We start from the raw sequence: 13,806 nt of genomic DNA, 5'->3' as shown, positions 1-13,806 counted from the left end.
CGAACCCGGAAGCTAAGCTCATCTGCGCCGATGGTACTGCACTCGACAGGGTGTGGGAGAGTAGGACACTGCCGGAACATCTTTGCGAAAGGCCCTCCAACTTCGGTTGGAGGGCCTTTTTGCGTTTTCTCCATGTCGTGACTCTTGGTAACGTCTTGCCGCGTGGGCGCGATTCATCCTGTGTCCGATATCGAACCAAAAGGGGATGTTCATGGGTTCTAGCGATGCTTTGTCCTGGCTGCGCGACGGCTACCTGGCCGGCGATCCGGTCCGCTCCGCGTTGTTCTCGGCGGTAGCCCTCCCGATCATGCTGCTCGGACTGCTGTCCGGCCAGCCGTTCTGACGTCGGTACCTCAGCCTGAGTCGGATCAGATCGCTTGCGAAGGTCCTCCAGCTGTGGCTGGAGGACCTTGTGCGTTGCGCGGCGACCGGCTTGAAAGCGAAGCGTTAACATTTCAAAAACCTCCATGCCTGGCGCCTCGGTGCGCGACGATGATGCGACGTCGCTTCGGGAGGTCACCATGGACTGGCTCTTCACTCACCAGACACTGCGTCGTTGCGCGACAGCCCTCGTGCTGCCTGCCGCACTGGTCGCAGCGGTAGCGGTAGCGGCAGCGCCACCCAGCGCCGCGGTGCCCGCTGTCGAACCGCTGATCGGTGCAGCGGGTTCGGTCGCCGGCCTCGCCGGGATCGAGCTACCAGCCACCTATGGTCCCGAGACCGCGATCGTGGTGCTCGGATATGGCCTGCTGCCGGACGGGACGATGCGCGCCGAACTCGGTAATCGCTTGCACGCGGCCTTGATTCAGGCCTATATGTCACCCGCTTCCCCGGTGATCGTGACCGGCGGCAACCCGCGCAATGGTGTCACCGAGGCGCAGGTGATGGCCGACTGGCTCAATATTCGCGGCGTCGCCAGGCACCGGTTGCATGCGGAGACAGAAGCCGGATCCACCGTGCAGAACGCCGAGTTCTCGGCACGCATGATGGAAGCGCTCGGCGCCACCAAGGCCGTCCTCATCACCTCCGCTGACCATATGCGCCGAGCATTGGACAACTTCCTGGCCGCAGGCATCCCGGTGGTCGCCACGATGACCCCCGACGTAGCACCGCTCTGGGCCCAGCCCTACGGCACAGAAAACCCCGCCGGACGATAGCCGCGCCGATGTCGGTGACGCCGTTTACGATTCGGTGGTGCCACCGTGGGGTCGCGAGGGCGCTGTCGAAGTAATGGCGAATAGGGGAATGTGATGGACAGGCCGGTATGGGCTCCCGAGGGTGTCGATATTCAGTTTCCGAGTCCGGCTCGGATGTACGACGCACTGCTCGGTGGCTCGCACAATTTCGCGGTCGACCGTGAAGCCGCGGAGCTCGCCATCAAGATGGTTCCCGATCTGCCGCGGCTGGCGCTGAGCAATCGGGCCTTCCTGCGCCGGGCCGTGCGTTTCATGCTCGACGCCGGGATCCGGCAGTTCCTCGACATCGGGTCCGGCATCCCCACCGCGGGCAATGTGCACGAGATCGTCCACGAGCTGGACCCTGAGGCGCGGGTGCTCTACGTCGACATCGATCCGGTGGCGGTCGCTCATTCGCGGACCATCCTGGAGGGCAACGAGCGGGCAGGCGCGATCGAGGCCGACCTACGCAAGTCCGGCGACCTGTTGGCGGCGGTGCGTGAGACCGGGTTGATCGACTTCGACGAGCCGTTGGGGTTGCTGCTGATCGCGGTGCTGCACCTGGTGCCCGATGCCGAGGATCCGATCGGCAAGGTGGCCGCGCTGCGCGAGGCGGTCGTACCGGGCAGTTTCATAGCCATCTCACACCTCACCTCCGAGCTGCGTCCTGAGGATGCCAGTAAACTGGGTGTCCAGTCGGTGAATCAAGGCAAGGTCGGCATTCATTTCCGGTCCAAGGACGAGATCGTCGCCATGTTCGAGGGATGGAATTCGGTCGAGCCCGGCGTTGTCGAGCTGCCGTTGTGGCGGCCCGAGTCCCAGCGTGACCAGCACGAGAAGCCGGGCCGTTCGCTCGGTCTGGGCGGGGTCGCGATCAAGGAGTAAGCCGCGTGACACGGCGGTGCGATAGACGATGACAGGTGGATGAAGCAGTGGGGTCATGGGAGCTGGCGCAGCGGTGGGCGGATGCCCTCGACGGTGTCGTCGCTCCCACTCTCAACCGCTCCCAGATCGACGAGATGCTGGTCGCCCTGTGTACCGGTCTGATCGACGCCGCGCGCGGCGGTGAGGACCCCGATGTCGCGCGCCGCGCCGCGCGGATGCTGGTCGCGGCCAATTACCGCGACTCGTCGGCGGTGAGCCGATCGGTGCCGGTGCTGTGCTCCGATCTGGTCGAGATCGCCGCCGACGGCCCGGCCGATCCCGCCTTACCGGAGATCCGCGAGCGCGCGATCGCCCTGGCGGCCGACTTCGCGGCCGGCTTCACCGCGGCGCTGCGGTCCGCCGCCCTGGCCGAACAGGAGGCCACGCTGGCCGCGGTACTCGCCGCGGCACAGGAGGCCGAGAACCGCCGTGCGCTGTCGGAGGCCCGATTCGAGGCGGTCTTCGACGGTGCCCTGGTCGGCATCGGCACGGTCGACATGTCCGGTCAGGTGGTGAACTGCAATGCCACCATGGCCCAGATGCTCGGCCGGACCCCGGAGACGATGCCGGGCCGCACCGTCGCCGACATCCTCGGCCCGCAGAATCTGAATTTCGCGTTCGAGGAACTCCAGCGCATGGTCGCGGGCGAATCCGAGAGCTTCCGCACCGAAACCGAGCACATACATACCGACGGCCGGGTGACCGCGATCGATCTGTCGATGTCGGCGGTGCGCCGCGCCGACGGTGGTATCGAGTTCCTGATCGGTGTCGCGGTCGATGTCACCGAGCGCAAGCAGCTCGCCGACCGCCTGTGGCACGACGCCAATCACGACGCACTCACCGGCCTGCCGAACCGCCCGCACCTGTTCAGCAGACTGGCCGTCGCGCAACCGCCGATCGGGGTCTGCTACCTCGATCTGGACGGCTTCAAGGAGATCAACGATCTGTGGGGCCACACGATCGGGGATCGCGTCCTGCAGGTCGTCGCCGACCGGATGCGCGACGCGGTGCGCCCGGCCGACGCGCTCGCCGCCCGAATCGGCGGTGACGAGTTCCTCGTGCTGGTCGAGAACTGTTCCAGCGAAGCGCAATTGGCGCAGCTGGCCGACGAGCTGCTGTCGGCGCTCACCGAGCCGCTCGCGGTGGACGGGCACATGCTCGTTGTCGGCGCCAGCATCGGCGCCGCCTTCTTCGCGCAATTGCCCGGCGCCGTAGACGAATTGGTGCACGCCGCCGACGCGGCGATGTATCGCAACAAGAACCACGCGCGCCGCGATCCGGCCCGGTAGTAGCCGGGCCGGAGTCGATCAGACCGACTGGGCCTCGCGCTCGGCAGCCCGTGCCAGCGACCGATCGCGTTGCTCCTCGAAGCGCGTGACATCGCCGCGCAGCCGCTCGAGGAATGCCGCGAGATCCTCGCGTGCTCGTTCGCCACGCGCACCGAAGTCGTCGCGCTCGAAGATGTTCCACTTGCGCAGCACCGGAAGCAGGACCTCCTCCAGGTGCTGGCGCAGGTCGTAGATGCCGTGCTTGGCCATCAGCACGCCGTTGCGGCGCCAGCCGGGCATGCCCGCGCCGGGCATCTGGAAATTCTGCACGATGGTGTTGATCGCCTCGATGGTCTGGTCGGGGGCCAGGTCGAGCGAGGCGGCGCACAGGTTGCGGTAGAAGATCATGTGCAGGTTCTCGTCGGTGGCGATGCGGGCCAGCATGCGGTCGGCGATCGGGTCGTCGCAGACACGCCCGGTATTGCGGTGGCTGACCCTGGTGGCCAGTTCCTGGAAGGTGACATAGGCGACGGAGAACAGGAATCCGGCACTGGTCGAGGTGTGGATGTCGAAGCCGGGTGCCTTGTCGTCGACGACGGCCATCGCCGAATATCCGTTGGTCATGTGGATCATTCGTGCCTGCTCGAGCGCGACCGGGTCGACCCCGCGAGTCACCACGAGGTAGTCGCGCAGCACGATGCCGTGCCGGTTCTCCTCGGCGGTCCAGCGGCCCACCCAGGTGCCCCACGCGCCGTCCTTGGAGAAGTTCTCGGCGATCTCGCGGTGGTAGGAGGGCAGGTTGTCCTCGGTGAGCAGGTTGGTGACCATTGCCGCCTTGGCCAGCTCGCTGAGTGCGGATTGCTCTGGGTCCCAATCGATTCCGCCCATAGCCGCGAAGTTGCGGCCATGGTCCCACGGCACATAATCGTGCGGGTGCCAGTCCTTGGCCATCGCCAGATGACGGTTCACATTGCTCGCGGCGATGGGTTCCAGCTCGATGAGTAGTTCCAGTTGGGTCAGGTTCCTGGCCACGCTCGTTTGCCCTTTCCGGTTAGTGAAAAGCGAGAGTTGCGTCGGTCCGGTAGTGTTGCCCGTCGTCACAATAGACCCGGCGCACGGCGCCTGGAAACGACACGGTGCGATCAGCACTGTTCGATGAATTTGGGCGCGTCGCGCCGTGTGCATATACGCTCCACCAGTTCAGCTCCATCAGCGGTTCCCGTTCAGTCGTGGCATAGCTAGAGAGAGTGAGCGAAAAATTATGACGGACATCGTGGTCACGAGCCTGGCGGCGACCACGTCGATCGCGGGCGACGTCGACTCGACCTGGAAGGGTCTGCTCAACGGCGAGAGCGGGATCGACGTCTTGGAGGATTCCTTCATCGACGACTTCGAACTTCCGGTGCGGATCGGCGGGCACCTGAAGGTGTCGCCCACTCTCTCGCTCACCCGCGAAGAGGCGCGCAAACTGTCCTACGTCGAACAGATGGCCGTGGTGCTCGGCCGCGAGGTGTGGCGCAACGCGGGCAGCCCCGAGGTGGACCGCGACCGGCTCGGCGTCTCGATCGGAACCGGCCTCGGCGGCGCGGAATCGCTGATCTACGCCCGTGATCGCCTGCGCAACGGCGGCTACCGCAAGGTCTCGCCGCTGACCGTGCAGGCCATCATGCCCAACGGCCCCGCCGCCTGCGTCGGCGTCGAATTGGGTGCGCGCGCAGGGGTCTCCACGCCGGTGTCGGCCTGCTCGTCGGGCTCGGAGGCGATCGCCAACGCGTGGCGGATGATCGTGATGGGCGATGCCGACATGGTGGTCACCGGCGGCGTCGAGGGCTCCATCCAGGCAGTGCCGATCGCGGCATTCACGCAGATGCGGGCCATGAGCACCCGGAACCACGATCCCAAGGCCGCCTCGCGTCCCTTCGATGCCGACCGCGACGGATTCGTCTTCGGCGAGGCGGGCGCGATGATGGTGATCGAGACCGAGGAGCACGCCAAGGCACGCGGCGCGACGATTCACGCGCGACTGCTCGGCGCGGGCATCACCTCCGACGGGTTCCACCTCGTGGCACCGGATCCCGAGGGCACCGGCGCCGCGCGGGCGATGACGCGGGCGATGCAGACCGGCGGGATCAGCCGCACCGACGTCACCCACATCAACGCCCACGCCACCGCGACCCCGATCGGTGACACCGCCGAGGCCAATGCGATCGCCAAGGCCATCGGCTCGCACGCCTCGGTGTACGCACCGAAATCGGCACTCGGGCATTCGATCGGCGCGGTCGGTGCGCTCGAATCGGTGCTGACCGTGCTCAGTGTGCGCGACAGTATCGTGCCGCCCACCCTGAATCTGGACAATCAGGACCCCGCTATCGATTTGGACGTCGTATCGGGTCAGGCGCGGCGCGGTCGCATCGATTACGCGGTGAACAACTCCTTCGGTTTCGGCGGTCACAACGTGGCGATCTCGTTCGGGCGGTATTGACGATTCGCCTATCCGTGGCGGGTTCTGGTCAATGTGCGTTGAAAAGGATTGGGAATGATCGGCGAGACTTTCGACGACTATGTAGACGAACTGGGGACTATCCGGATTCCCGGTGATCAGACCTTGATCGACTTCGTCGACAAACACAGCGAGGCCAACGGGGACGACCTGGCCTACCGCTTCATCGACTATTCGACCGAACGTGAGGGGGAATACCAGGAACTGACCTGGCGCGAATTCGGCGTGCGGTTGCGCGCGGTTGCCGCGCGGTTGCAGCAGGTGACCCAGCCGGGTGATCGGGTGGCGGTGCTGGCGCCGCAGGGCCTCGACTATGTCGTCGCGCTGTTCGCGGCGGTGTACGCGGGGAATGTGGCAGTGCCACTGTTCGATCCGGAGGAGCAGGGGCACAGCGACCGGCTGCACGCGGTCCTCGGCGACTGCGATCCCGCCGCGGTGCTCACCGTCGGCAGCGCGGCCGCAGGGGTGCGCAAGTTCTTCCGCGAACAACCCGCCGCGCAACGGCCCAGAATCATTGCCGTAGAGGCGATTCCTGACACGGTCGGCACGCGCTGGGTCAGGCCCGATATCAATATCGACAGCGTGGCCTACCTGCAGTACACCTCTGGATCCACCCGGGTGCCCGCCGGTGTCGAGATCACCCACCGCTCGGTCGGCACCAACCTGCTGCAGATGATCGATGCCATCGGGATCACCGAGAACGCGCGCGGGGTCACCTGGCTGCCGCTGTTCCACGACATGGGGCTGCTCACGGTGATCCTGCCGACCATCGGCGGCAAGTTCATCACCATCATGTCGCCGAGCGCGTTCGTGCGCAGGCCCGCGCGCTGGATCAAGGAACTGGCCGCACAGGCCGACGGTGCCGAAATCTATTCGGCGGCACCGAACTTCGCGTTCGAGCACGCGGCGATGCGCGGGTTGCCCAAGGGCGACGAAAGCCTCGACCTGTCGAATGTGATCGGTCTGATCAACGGCAGTGAGCCGGTGTCGGTGGCCTCGATGCGCAAGTTCAACGAGGCGTTCGCGCCGTACGGGCTGTCCAAGACCGCGATTAAGCCGTGCTACGGGATGGCCGAGGCGACGCTGTTCGTGTCGGCGACCAAGCGCGACGACGAGGCACGGGTGGTCTATGTCGATCGCGGGCAGCTCAACGATGGCCGCATGGTGGAGTGCGACGAGCACGCCGCGAACGCGGTGGCGCAGGTGTCGTGTGGGCACGTCGCGCGGTCGCAGTGGGCGGTGATCGTGGACCCAGGCACCGGGGTCGAGCGCCGCGACGGCGAGGTCGGCGAGATCTGGTTGCACGGTGACAACATGGGCATCGGGTACTGGGGGCGGCCGGAGGAAACCGCGGAAACCTTCCACAACCGGGTGATCGCGCGCATGCCGGTGGGTAGTCGCGCCGAGGGTGCGCCCGATGACGCGAAGTGGATGCGGACCGGCGACTACGGTGCTTATCACGACGGCGAGCTGTTCATCACGGGACGTGTGAAAGACCTGGTGATCGTCGACGGGCGCAACCACTACCCGCAGGATCTCGAATACTCGGCGCAGGAGGCCAGTACGGCCCTGCGGCCCGGTTTCATCGCGGCCTTCTCGGTGCAGGCGGGGCAGCTGCCCGCGCCGGTGCTAGAGGCAGGGAGCCCGTCCGACCCCGCGGCGGAACAGTTGGTGATCGTGGCCGAACGGGGGACGGGGGCAGCGAAACTGGAGCCGGGGCCGATCACCGATGCGGTGCGGGCGGCAGTCGCGCGCAGGCACGGGGTGATGGTGCGGGACCTGTTGCTGGTACCCGCGGGTTCGATTCCGCGGACGTCGAGCGGGAAGATCGCCCGGCGGGCCTGTAAGGCGGCGTATCTGGACGGGACCTTGCGCGGCGGATACCGGCAGCAGGCGTATCCGGACGCGCCGGAGGAGTGAGAATCGGTCGGCCACCGGGTGTTCCGGTGGCCGACCGGGTCGGCGGAGCCGAGGGTCAATTGACGCAGGGGATGGTGTCGCCGATATTGGTGGACAACGGTTTTCCCGCATCGGGCAGTGGCGCCGAGCCGGACGTTGTGGTGGTCGGGGGCGTGCTCGTCGACGTCGTCGGGCTCAGCTCGGTAGGCATGGTGAAATCAGCGCCGAGCGCGACTCTGATCCGCCCGTCCGCCACCGATGGCGATGCGGAAACCGGCAGTCCACCGAGGAGTTCGGCCAGCGCACGCGCGTCGTCGGCGGCACCGAGGCCGTAGGTGATGGCCGAGTACTGACCGTCGCTCGAATCACCGTTGCCGAGCAGGCCTGCGCGGTAGCCGCGGCTCGCCAGCGCCGCTGAGAGCACCGCCGCCTGACCTTTCGCGGTGCCCACATTGTGCACATCGACCACGCTCGTCGGAACAGTCGCTGCCGCGGTCGTTTTCGGTACCTCTTGGCCGAAAGCCGCCCGCACCTCCCGTTTGATCGCGGCCGGGTCGACGATGTTCACCTCCTGACCATCGATCACGTCGTAGCGCACCACCGGCAGCGTGCGAAATTCCACCGGAACCGAACCCGCGGAGCCGAGCTCACGGGCGAAGTCGAACAGGTTCCAGCCGTCGGAGAGCACCACGTCGCGATGGGCCACATCCATCAGCGCCGCGAGCTGACTCAGGTTGGTCAGCGTCCCCGAGTCCTTGAGCGACTTGGCAACCGAGGTGAGGAACGCCTGCTGGCGATGGGTGCGGTCGAGATCGCCATTGAGCAGACCGTGCCGTTGACGGACGAACGCCAGGGCTTGCGAACCGTCGAGATGCTGTCTGCCCGCAGGGAAGACCGCACCGGAGAACTCGCTGTCGTCGACGGCGTGGTTGAGACACACGTCGACGCCACCGACCGCGGTGGCCAGGTCGTAGAAGCCCGCGAGCGAGATCTCGGCGAAGCGGTCGATCGGCACCCCGACCAGATTGCGCACGGTGGTGACGATGGACTCGCGTCCGGCCTCCCGGCCCCGCCGCTCCAACACGACCGGATCCTTCTCGCCCTGCTCGACCAACTTCGCCTGCACCGCGGCCTTTTTCAGCCCGTACGCCTCTTTGATCTTGACCTGCTGGTAGCCGGGGATACCGGTCACCGGCACGTAGTTGTCGCGCGGGATGGAGAAGGCGACGACCTTGCTCGTGTCAGCCGGAATGTGCAGCAGGATAAGCGAATTCGCATTGTAGCCGCCCGCGGTGCCGTCGCCTGCGTGCAACTGGTCGAGCACTTCTTTCGGCAGGTCGTTGCCGTTGAGGTCTTTGCGGGTGTCCAGGCCGATGAGCAGGATATTGACGGCGCCGCCGCCGGAACGTGGAGCGTCCTCACCGAGCGCGGTGGAGTGGGTGAAGCCGGAGTCGAAGTCCTGCTTGGTCGACCAGGCAAGGCCGGTGCCCGCGAGCACAGCCAACGCGGTCGCCGCCACGAGCGTGCGGGCCGCGAGCATCCCGGCTCGGCGAGCGCGTCCGCGCCGCGGTGCGCGGGCGCCGGTAACGTGCCTGCCGACCCGCTCCGGCCCCCGCCTGCTGTGCTCCTCGACCGCCGGAAAGTCGTTGTCCTCGTTCACCGCAGTGCGCTACCTGCCTGCCACTGGTCCCACGGCACACTCCAGTCACCGTTCTGCCACACCTCCAGCGGGGCGCCGCCGGTATTCCTGATCTCGACCACGTCGCCGGGTCGGGAGAAATCGTAGAACCAGCGGGCGTCCTCGCCGCTGAGATTCAGGCAGCCGTGCGAGACATTGGTGTTTCCCTGCGCCCAGATCGTGTCGTCGAGTTGGTGCAGGTAGATGCCGTCGGTGCTGATCTTTGTCGCCCAGCCGATGGTTTCCTTGTACCCGAGCCGGGAGTTCACCGGCAGGCCGTAGGTGGACGAATCCATGACCACCGGATTGGCCTTCTCCAGCACGGTGTAGATGCCCGGCTGGGTCCAGAAGGTGATGGTCTTGCCCGCGACGGTCTCGCTGCCGCCCCTGCCGAGCGAGGTGGGCATAGTCCTGACCAGCGTGCCGTTCTCGTACACCCGCACCTGCTTGTCGTTGTCGTCGACGATCGAGACGTGCGAGGCGCCGATGGTGAAGCTGGTCTCGGTGTCTTCCTGGCCGTAGAGGCCGCCGCCGAGGTCCTTGCCGTAGATGTCGGCGGCGAGGGTCACTGTTGTCCCGGGTGTGTAGTAGTTCTGCGGGCGCCAGTGGGCATTGCGATTGTCGACCCAGTACCAGGAACCGGTGACCGGCGGATCGGTGGTGACCGACAGATACTTTTCGGCGGTCGCGCGATCTGGGACGTCTTCGTCGAAGTGCGCGACGACGACCGTGCCGACGCCGAAGGTGCCCGCCGGGGAGAGCGGGGTGCCGCCGGTGGTGCGGAAGGAGACCTCGGTCTGATTGTTGGGTGCCAGGGTGGAGAACGACGAGGTGATCGGGCCGACCTTGCCGGTGACGGTGACCGCTTCGGCGGTGACGGTGTAGGTGCGGCCGTAGCCGAGCGGCACCGACGGTTTCCACGCCGACTGGTCGGGGGTGAGGATGCCCTCGACGGTGCCGCCGTCCTCGTTGGTCATCGTGACCGCGGTGAGCTGCCCGTCGCTGGTGCTGACGCGGACCGGGCCGAGAGGATCGATCTCGGTCGCACCGTCCTGCGGCGCGACCGAGATCGTCGGGGCAGGCGGGGCGGCGGATTCGGTGTCCGAGTCGGGGGACGAGCCACCACAACCGGCGACCAGCACGATGAGCGCGGCGGCGAGGCCTGCGCGGAAACGTCGTCCTGACATGCGCCCTCCTGTGCTCGGTGCGCTCAGCCCCACGGACCGACCTCGACGTCGAACCGGCCGTGTGGGGCCGACGGGCGTGCAGCGATAACCCCAACCAGGGTAGCCCTGTTCGGCGGGTGGGGGTCAGTCCTCGCTGGTGGCGCGTTCGCCGAGGAAACGCAGGAGGGCGGGATCGGTGGAGGTGAAGCGGTCTACTTCCTGACCGCCGGTGCATTCGTACATGGCGATGGTCACCGCGTCGGGTCGGCGCCCTACGACCCGCCAGATCGCGCCGGAATCCTGCCAGCGGAGCAGTGTTTCGATCGGGTCGGCGCTCACCCGATCCACCGTAACTCGCCGCTCAGGTCCGTTCGCGGTAGTTCGCGGCTACCAGCGCGAGGCAACACGCGGCGATCACGGCGGTGACCAGGTACATCGCGGGGTAGCCGAAACCGAGGCTGCTGTGCAGGGCCGAGAGGACGGCGGGCACGCCGAAGCCGAGGTAGCTCACCGAGTAGAAGACCGCGTTCAGGCCGGCCAGGTCGCCGGGGCCCGCGATGCGTTCGATCTGCTGCAGGCCCGCGACCAGACCGATGCCGTAGCCGCTGCCGAGCACGACCGCGGTCAGCAGCGTCACCCAGATGCTCAGGCAGGCCGCCGTCCACGCGGCCAGGACCATGCCCGCGGTGAGCAGCACCAGCGCGACCACCGCGGCGCGCGCGGTGCCGGGGCGGTCGATGCGGCGCGCCACCGACTGGATGGTGAATCCACAGCCCAGCGTCACCATGGTGACCAGTGCGGAGAAGGCGATCGGAGCCTGCTGCACGCGCGGCAACATCAGCGTCGGGAGGACTGCGTAGGCGGTCGCGTTCGCGGTGAACAGCCACAGGGCGACCGGCACCGCGACGCGCAGGAACCGCCGGTGCCCGGCGGCGGGGATCAACAGGTCGTCGCGCAGTCTGCCCGGATGTGCTCGGCGGGTCACGGTTTCCGGTGTCCTGGCGATCCAGAAGGCGGTTGCGATACAGAGCACCGCGTTGACGAGATAGGCGGTCGAATCGGGCAGCGGACCCCACTGCGCGAGGGTTCCCGCCACACCCGCGCCGAGGGCGAACCCAGCGGTCAGGCTCATCGCGGAGCGTCGCGCGCCCTTGCCCGCGGCGGCCGCGGCGAACGGCGGTTGCGACAGTTCCTTGAGCCAGCTCCCACCGACCGCCATCGCCAGACCGAGCGCGACACCGCACAGCATCCGCCCGGCCGCCAGCATCGGCACCGAGGCCGCGCCTGCCGCGAGAAGCAGTGAACCGGCCGCGGCGACCAGCGGTGCTGGCAGCATCAGCGGGCGGCGGCCGAACCGGTCCGAGAGCGGCCCGCCGATGAGCATGGCGGGCACGATGCCGAGGACGTAGTAGAACAGCAGCAGGTCGACCGCGGTGAGCGGTAGGCCGTGGGCTTTGTACATCACCAGCAGCGGCGTGAACTCGTTGCCGCCCCACGCGATCGCGACCATGGCGGCGGACACACCGAGCCAGGCTCGGGTTACCGAGACAGCACTGGGCCGCTCGGTGGTGAGAATCGCCATCACAGGCCCTTTCCGTCATGCGCGCATCCGCCACCCGCGCACGGGCGAAATGGTGGCAATCGGTCTCATTTTAAGGGCGGCCGGTCGCTGTATTACCGTCGGCCTGTGCGTGAGCTGCGGATGGGGTGTGCGATGTGGACACACCCGCAGTGGCAGCAGCGGATGCCCGCACCGGGGGAGCGGTTGCGCGCCTACGCCGGGCACTGCGGTGCGGTCGAGGGCAACACCACGTTCTACGCGACGCCGTCCGCGTCCACCGTCGAGTCGTGGGCCCGGCAGACCGCGCCCGATTTCCGGTTCGTGCTCAAGCCGCCGAGGGCGGTGACGCATGAGCGCAGACTCGTCGACGCCGGTGCCGAGCTCGCCGCGTTCCTCGACGTGATGGCGCCCCTCGGACCGCGGGTACACGCGTTGTGGATCCAGTTGCCCGCGTCGTTCGGGCCGACCGATCTCGGCGCGCTCGCCCGCTTCCAGCGGGAACTGCCCGGTGGGTTGCGGTGCGCTGTCGAGGTGCGCCATCCCGCGTTCTTCGACGACGATCGGGCCGCGGTGCAGTTGGAGCGGGTACTCGGGCGGATCGGCGCCGAATGGGTGCCCTTCGACACGACCGTCCTGTTCGACGGGCCACCGGGCGACCCCTCCGAATACGAGGCACGGGCGAAGAAGCCGCGCGTCCCGCGCCGGACGCGGGCGCTGACCGAGTACCCGATCGTGCGCTACCACGGCCGCGCCGACACCGAACGCACCGTCGCGGGCTGGCAGCCGTGGATCGAGACCGTCGCCGACTGGCTGCGCGAAGGTCGCTCGCCCACATTCTTCGTGCACACTCCCGACAACGCCGCGGCCCGTGGACTGGCCCGCCGCTTCCACGACGAGGTCCGCGCGATCGTCCCGGATCTGCCCGCGCAGCCGACGCCTGAGCCCGACGAACCGATGACACTGTTCTGAGCGGGCGAGGTTGTGAGCCGGCGCGGACATCTGCGGTGACCTGTGTCGATTTCGCGAACACTTGTCGGACCTGCATGTCATGCTGTGCGCCACCACTGGGGAGTGGGTGGACGGACTCGAAGGGGACGAGCATGTCTACGGATGGAATGTTGTTGTCACCCGCGCCGCATTGCGAGCCGCCGTTGGAGGGTGGGGGCGTAGTTCAGCGGGCTGCGGCAGTGAATGCTGTTGAGTCCCAGCGGGTTACTGGACTCGGTCGACGGAGGTCGGCAGGCGGAACTCCGGCCGGCATCCGCAGGGCAGTGCGCGCGTCCTGTCCACAGGCCGCGCCTGTCACCGAATCATCGATCACCGCAAAACGATTCACCGAGCAGGTCCTTCGGCTGCTCTTGGAGGTGGTCGATCGGCGCAGATCGTCCACTCACCTGCGCGCTTACACGGACGCACGAGCGCTTGCCGCCATCAGGACCATGCTCGCGCAGGACCTGGTCCCCGGCCGAGGCTTGGGTAGCGCCACTTTGACCCGCGTGAAACTGACCCCGACGGAGGACGGCGCCGCCGAAGTCTTCGCCTCGTATCAGCGCGGGCCGCGGACGCTCGCCATTGCCGGCCGTATCGAGTCGACAAAGGACAGTTGGCGTTTGGTCGCCGTACGAATGTTCTGAC

Annotated in this window: 13 protein-coding genes; 8 read left to right on the top strand and 5 right to left on the bottom strand. The window is 67.3% G+C overall.

Going from position 1 to position 13,806, the window contains the following annotated elements; genetic code table 11:
- Positions 1 to 211 precede the first annotated feature (211 nt).
- The 4 genes from ACLJPD_RS31670 (at position 212) to ACLJPD_RS31655 (ending at position 3,388) form a co-directional block, all read left to right on the top strand.
- Positions 212 to 343 carry a hypothetical protein gene (locus ACLJPD_RS31670; RefSeq protein WP_410877110.1) on the top strand — a complete coding sequence of 44 codons (132 nt, stop codon included), beginning with the start codon at positions 212 to 214 and terminating at the stop codon, positions 341 to 343.
- A gap of 178 nt (positions 344 to 521) precedes the next feature.
- Positions 522 to 1,157, top strand: coding sequence for a YdcF family protein (locus tag ACLJPD_RS31665; protein WP_410877108.1), 636 nt, complete (start codon positions 522 to 524; stop codon positions 1,155 to 1,157).
- 93 nt (positions 1,158 to 1,250) lie between these two features.
- Positions 1,251 to 2,060, top strand: a complete 810-nt coding sequence (locus tag ACLJPD_RS31660; protein ID WP_410877106.1) for an SAM-dependent methyltransferase — start codon at positions 1,251 to 1,253, stop codon at positions 2,058 to 2,060.
- A 35-nt stretch (positions 2,061 to 2,095) separates the two neighbouring features.
- Entirely contained in the window at positions 2,096 to 3,388 is a 1,293-nt protein-coding gene (locus ACLJPD_RS31655; RefSeq protein WP_410877104.1) for a diguanylate cyclase domain-containing protein, read from the top strand.
- Between the two features lie 18 nt (positions 3,389 to 3,406).
- Here ACLJPD_RS31655 and ACLJPD_RS31650 read toward each other — a convergent pair whose 3' ends face one another.
- Positions 3,407 to 4,399, bottom strand: coding sequence for an acyl-ACP desaturase (locus ACLJPD_RS31650; protein ID WP_410877103.1), 993 nt, complete (start codon positions 4,397 to 4,399; stop codon positions 3,407 to 3,409).
- Between the two features lie 202 nt (positions 4,400 to 4,601).
- Here ACLJPD_RS31650 and ACLJPD_RS31645 point away from each other — a divergent pair, with 202 nt between their 5' ends.
- Entirely contained in the window at positions 4,602 to 5,849 is a 1,248-nt protein-coding gene (locus tag ACLJPD_RS31645) for a KasA/KasB family beta-ketoacyl-ACP synthase (protein ID WP_410877118.1), read from the top strand.
- A 57-nt stretch (positions 5,850 to 5,906) separates the two neighbouring features.
- On the top strand, positions 5,907 to 7,787 hold the full coding sequence (gene fadD32 / locus ACLJPD_RS31640) for a long-chain-fatty-acid--AMP ligase FadD32 (RefSeq protein ID WP_410877117.1): 1,881 nt from the start codon (positions 5,907 to 5,909) through the stop codon (positions 7,785 to 7,787).
- A 55-nt stretch (positions 7,788 to 7,842) separates the two neighbouring features.
- Here the strand turns inward: fadD32 and ACLJPD_RS31635 are convergent, their stop codons facing one another.
- The 4 genes from ACLJPD_RS31635 to ACLJPD_RS31620 form a co-directional block, all read right to left on the bottom strand.
- Positions 7,843 to 9,426 carry an LCP family protein gene (locus ACLJPD_RS31635; RefSeq protein ID WP_410877102.1) on the bottom strand — a complete coding sequence of 528 codons (1,584 nt, stop codon included), beginning with the start codon at positions 9,424 to 9,426 and terminating at the stop codon, positions 7,843 to 7,845.
- Positions 9,423 to 10,631, bottom strand: a complete 1,209-nt coding sequence (locus tag ACLJPD_RS31630) for a L,D-transpeptidase (protein ID WP_410877101.1) — start codon at positions 10,629 to 10,631, stop codon at positions 9,423 to 9,425. The genes ACLJPD_RS31635 and ACLJPD_RS31630 overlap by 4 nt, the downstream gene beginning before the upstream one ends.
- Before the next feature lie 123 nt (positions 10,632 to 10,754).
- The gene (locus ACLJPD_RS31625; protein ID WP_410877099.1) at positions 10,755 to 10,949 is read right to left on the bottom strand and encodes a hypothetical protein; all 195 of its coding nucleotides are present in this window, start codon (positions 10,947 to 10,949) and stop codon (positions 10,755 to 10,757) included.
- Between the two features lie 22 nt (positions 10,950 to 10,971).
- Positions 10,972 to 12,192 carry an MFS transporter gene (locus ACLJPD_RS31620; protein WP_410877097.1) on the bottom strand — a complete coding sequence of 407 codons (1,221 nt, stop codon included), beginning with the start codon at positions 12,190 to 12,192 and terminating at the stop codon, positions 10,972 to 10,974.
- Positions 12,193 to 12,297: 105 nt separating this feature from the next.
- On the opposite strand from ACLJPD_RS31620, the gene ACLJPD_RS31615 reads away from it, so the two are divergent.
- Together ACLJPD_RS31615 and ACLJPD_RS31610 are read left to right on the top strand one after the other, a co-directional pair.
- Positions 12,298 to 13,140, top strand: coding sequence for a DUF72 domain-containing protein (locus ACLJPD_RS31615; protein ID WP_410877095.1), 843 nt, complete (start codon positions 12,298 to 12,300; stop codon positions 13,138 to 13,140).
- Between the two features lie 74 nt (positions 13,141 to 13,214).
- Complete coding sequence (locus ACLJPD_RS31610) at positions 13,215 to 13,805, top strand: Rv3235 family protein (RefSeq protein ID WP_410877094.1); 591 nt, start codon at positions 13,215 to 13,217, stop codon at positions 13,803 to 13,805.
- Position 13,806: the final 1 nt, after the last annotated feature.

The sequence above is a fragment of the Nocardia sp. A7 genome (assembly GCF_046549215.1).
Classification (GTDB): domain Bacteria; phylum Actinomycetota; class Actinomycetes; order Mycobacteriales; family Mycobacteriaceae; genus Nocardia.
This window is presented reverse-complemented; position numbering and strand designations above follow the sequence as displayed.

Bases quoted from the DNA above. Each gene is read 5' to 3' on its own strand.
- ACLJPD_RS31670 (WP_410877110.1), top strand. From the start codon at position 212: ATGGGTTCTAGCGATGCTTTGTCCTGGCTGCGCGACGGCTACCTGGCC.
- ACLJPD_RS31665 (WP_410877108.1), top strand. From the start codon at position 522: ATGGACTGGCTCTTCACTCACCAGACACTGCGTCGTTGCGCGACAGCC.
- ACLJPD_RS31660 (WP_410877106.1), top strand. From the start codon at position 1,251: ATGGACAGGCCGGTATGGGCTCCCGAGGGTGTCGATATTCAGTTTCCG.
- ACLJPD_RS31630 (WP_410877101.1), bottom strand. From the start codon at position 10,631: ATGTCAGGACGACGTTTCCGCGCAGGCCTCGCCGCCGCGCTCATCGTG.
- ACLJPD_RS31620 (WP_410877097.1), bottom strand. From the start codon at position 12,192: ATGGCGATTCTCACCACCGAGCGGCCCAGTGCTGTCTCGGTAACCCGA.
- ACLJPD_RS31610 (WP_410877094.1), top strand. From the start codon at position 13,215: ATGTCATGCTGTGCGCCACCACTGGGGAGTGGGTGGACGGACTCGAAG.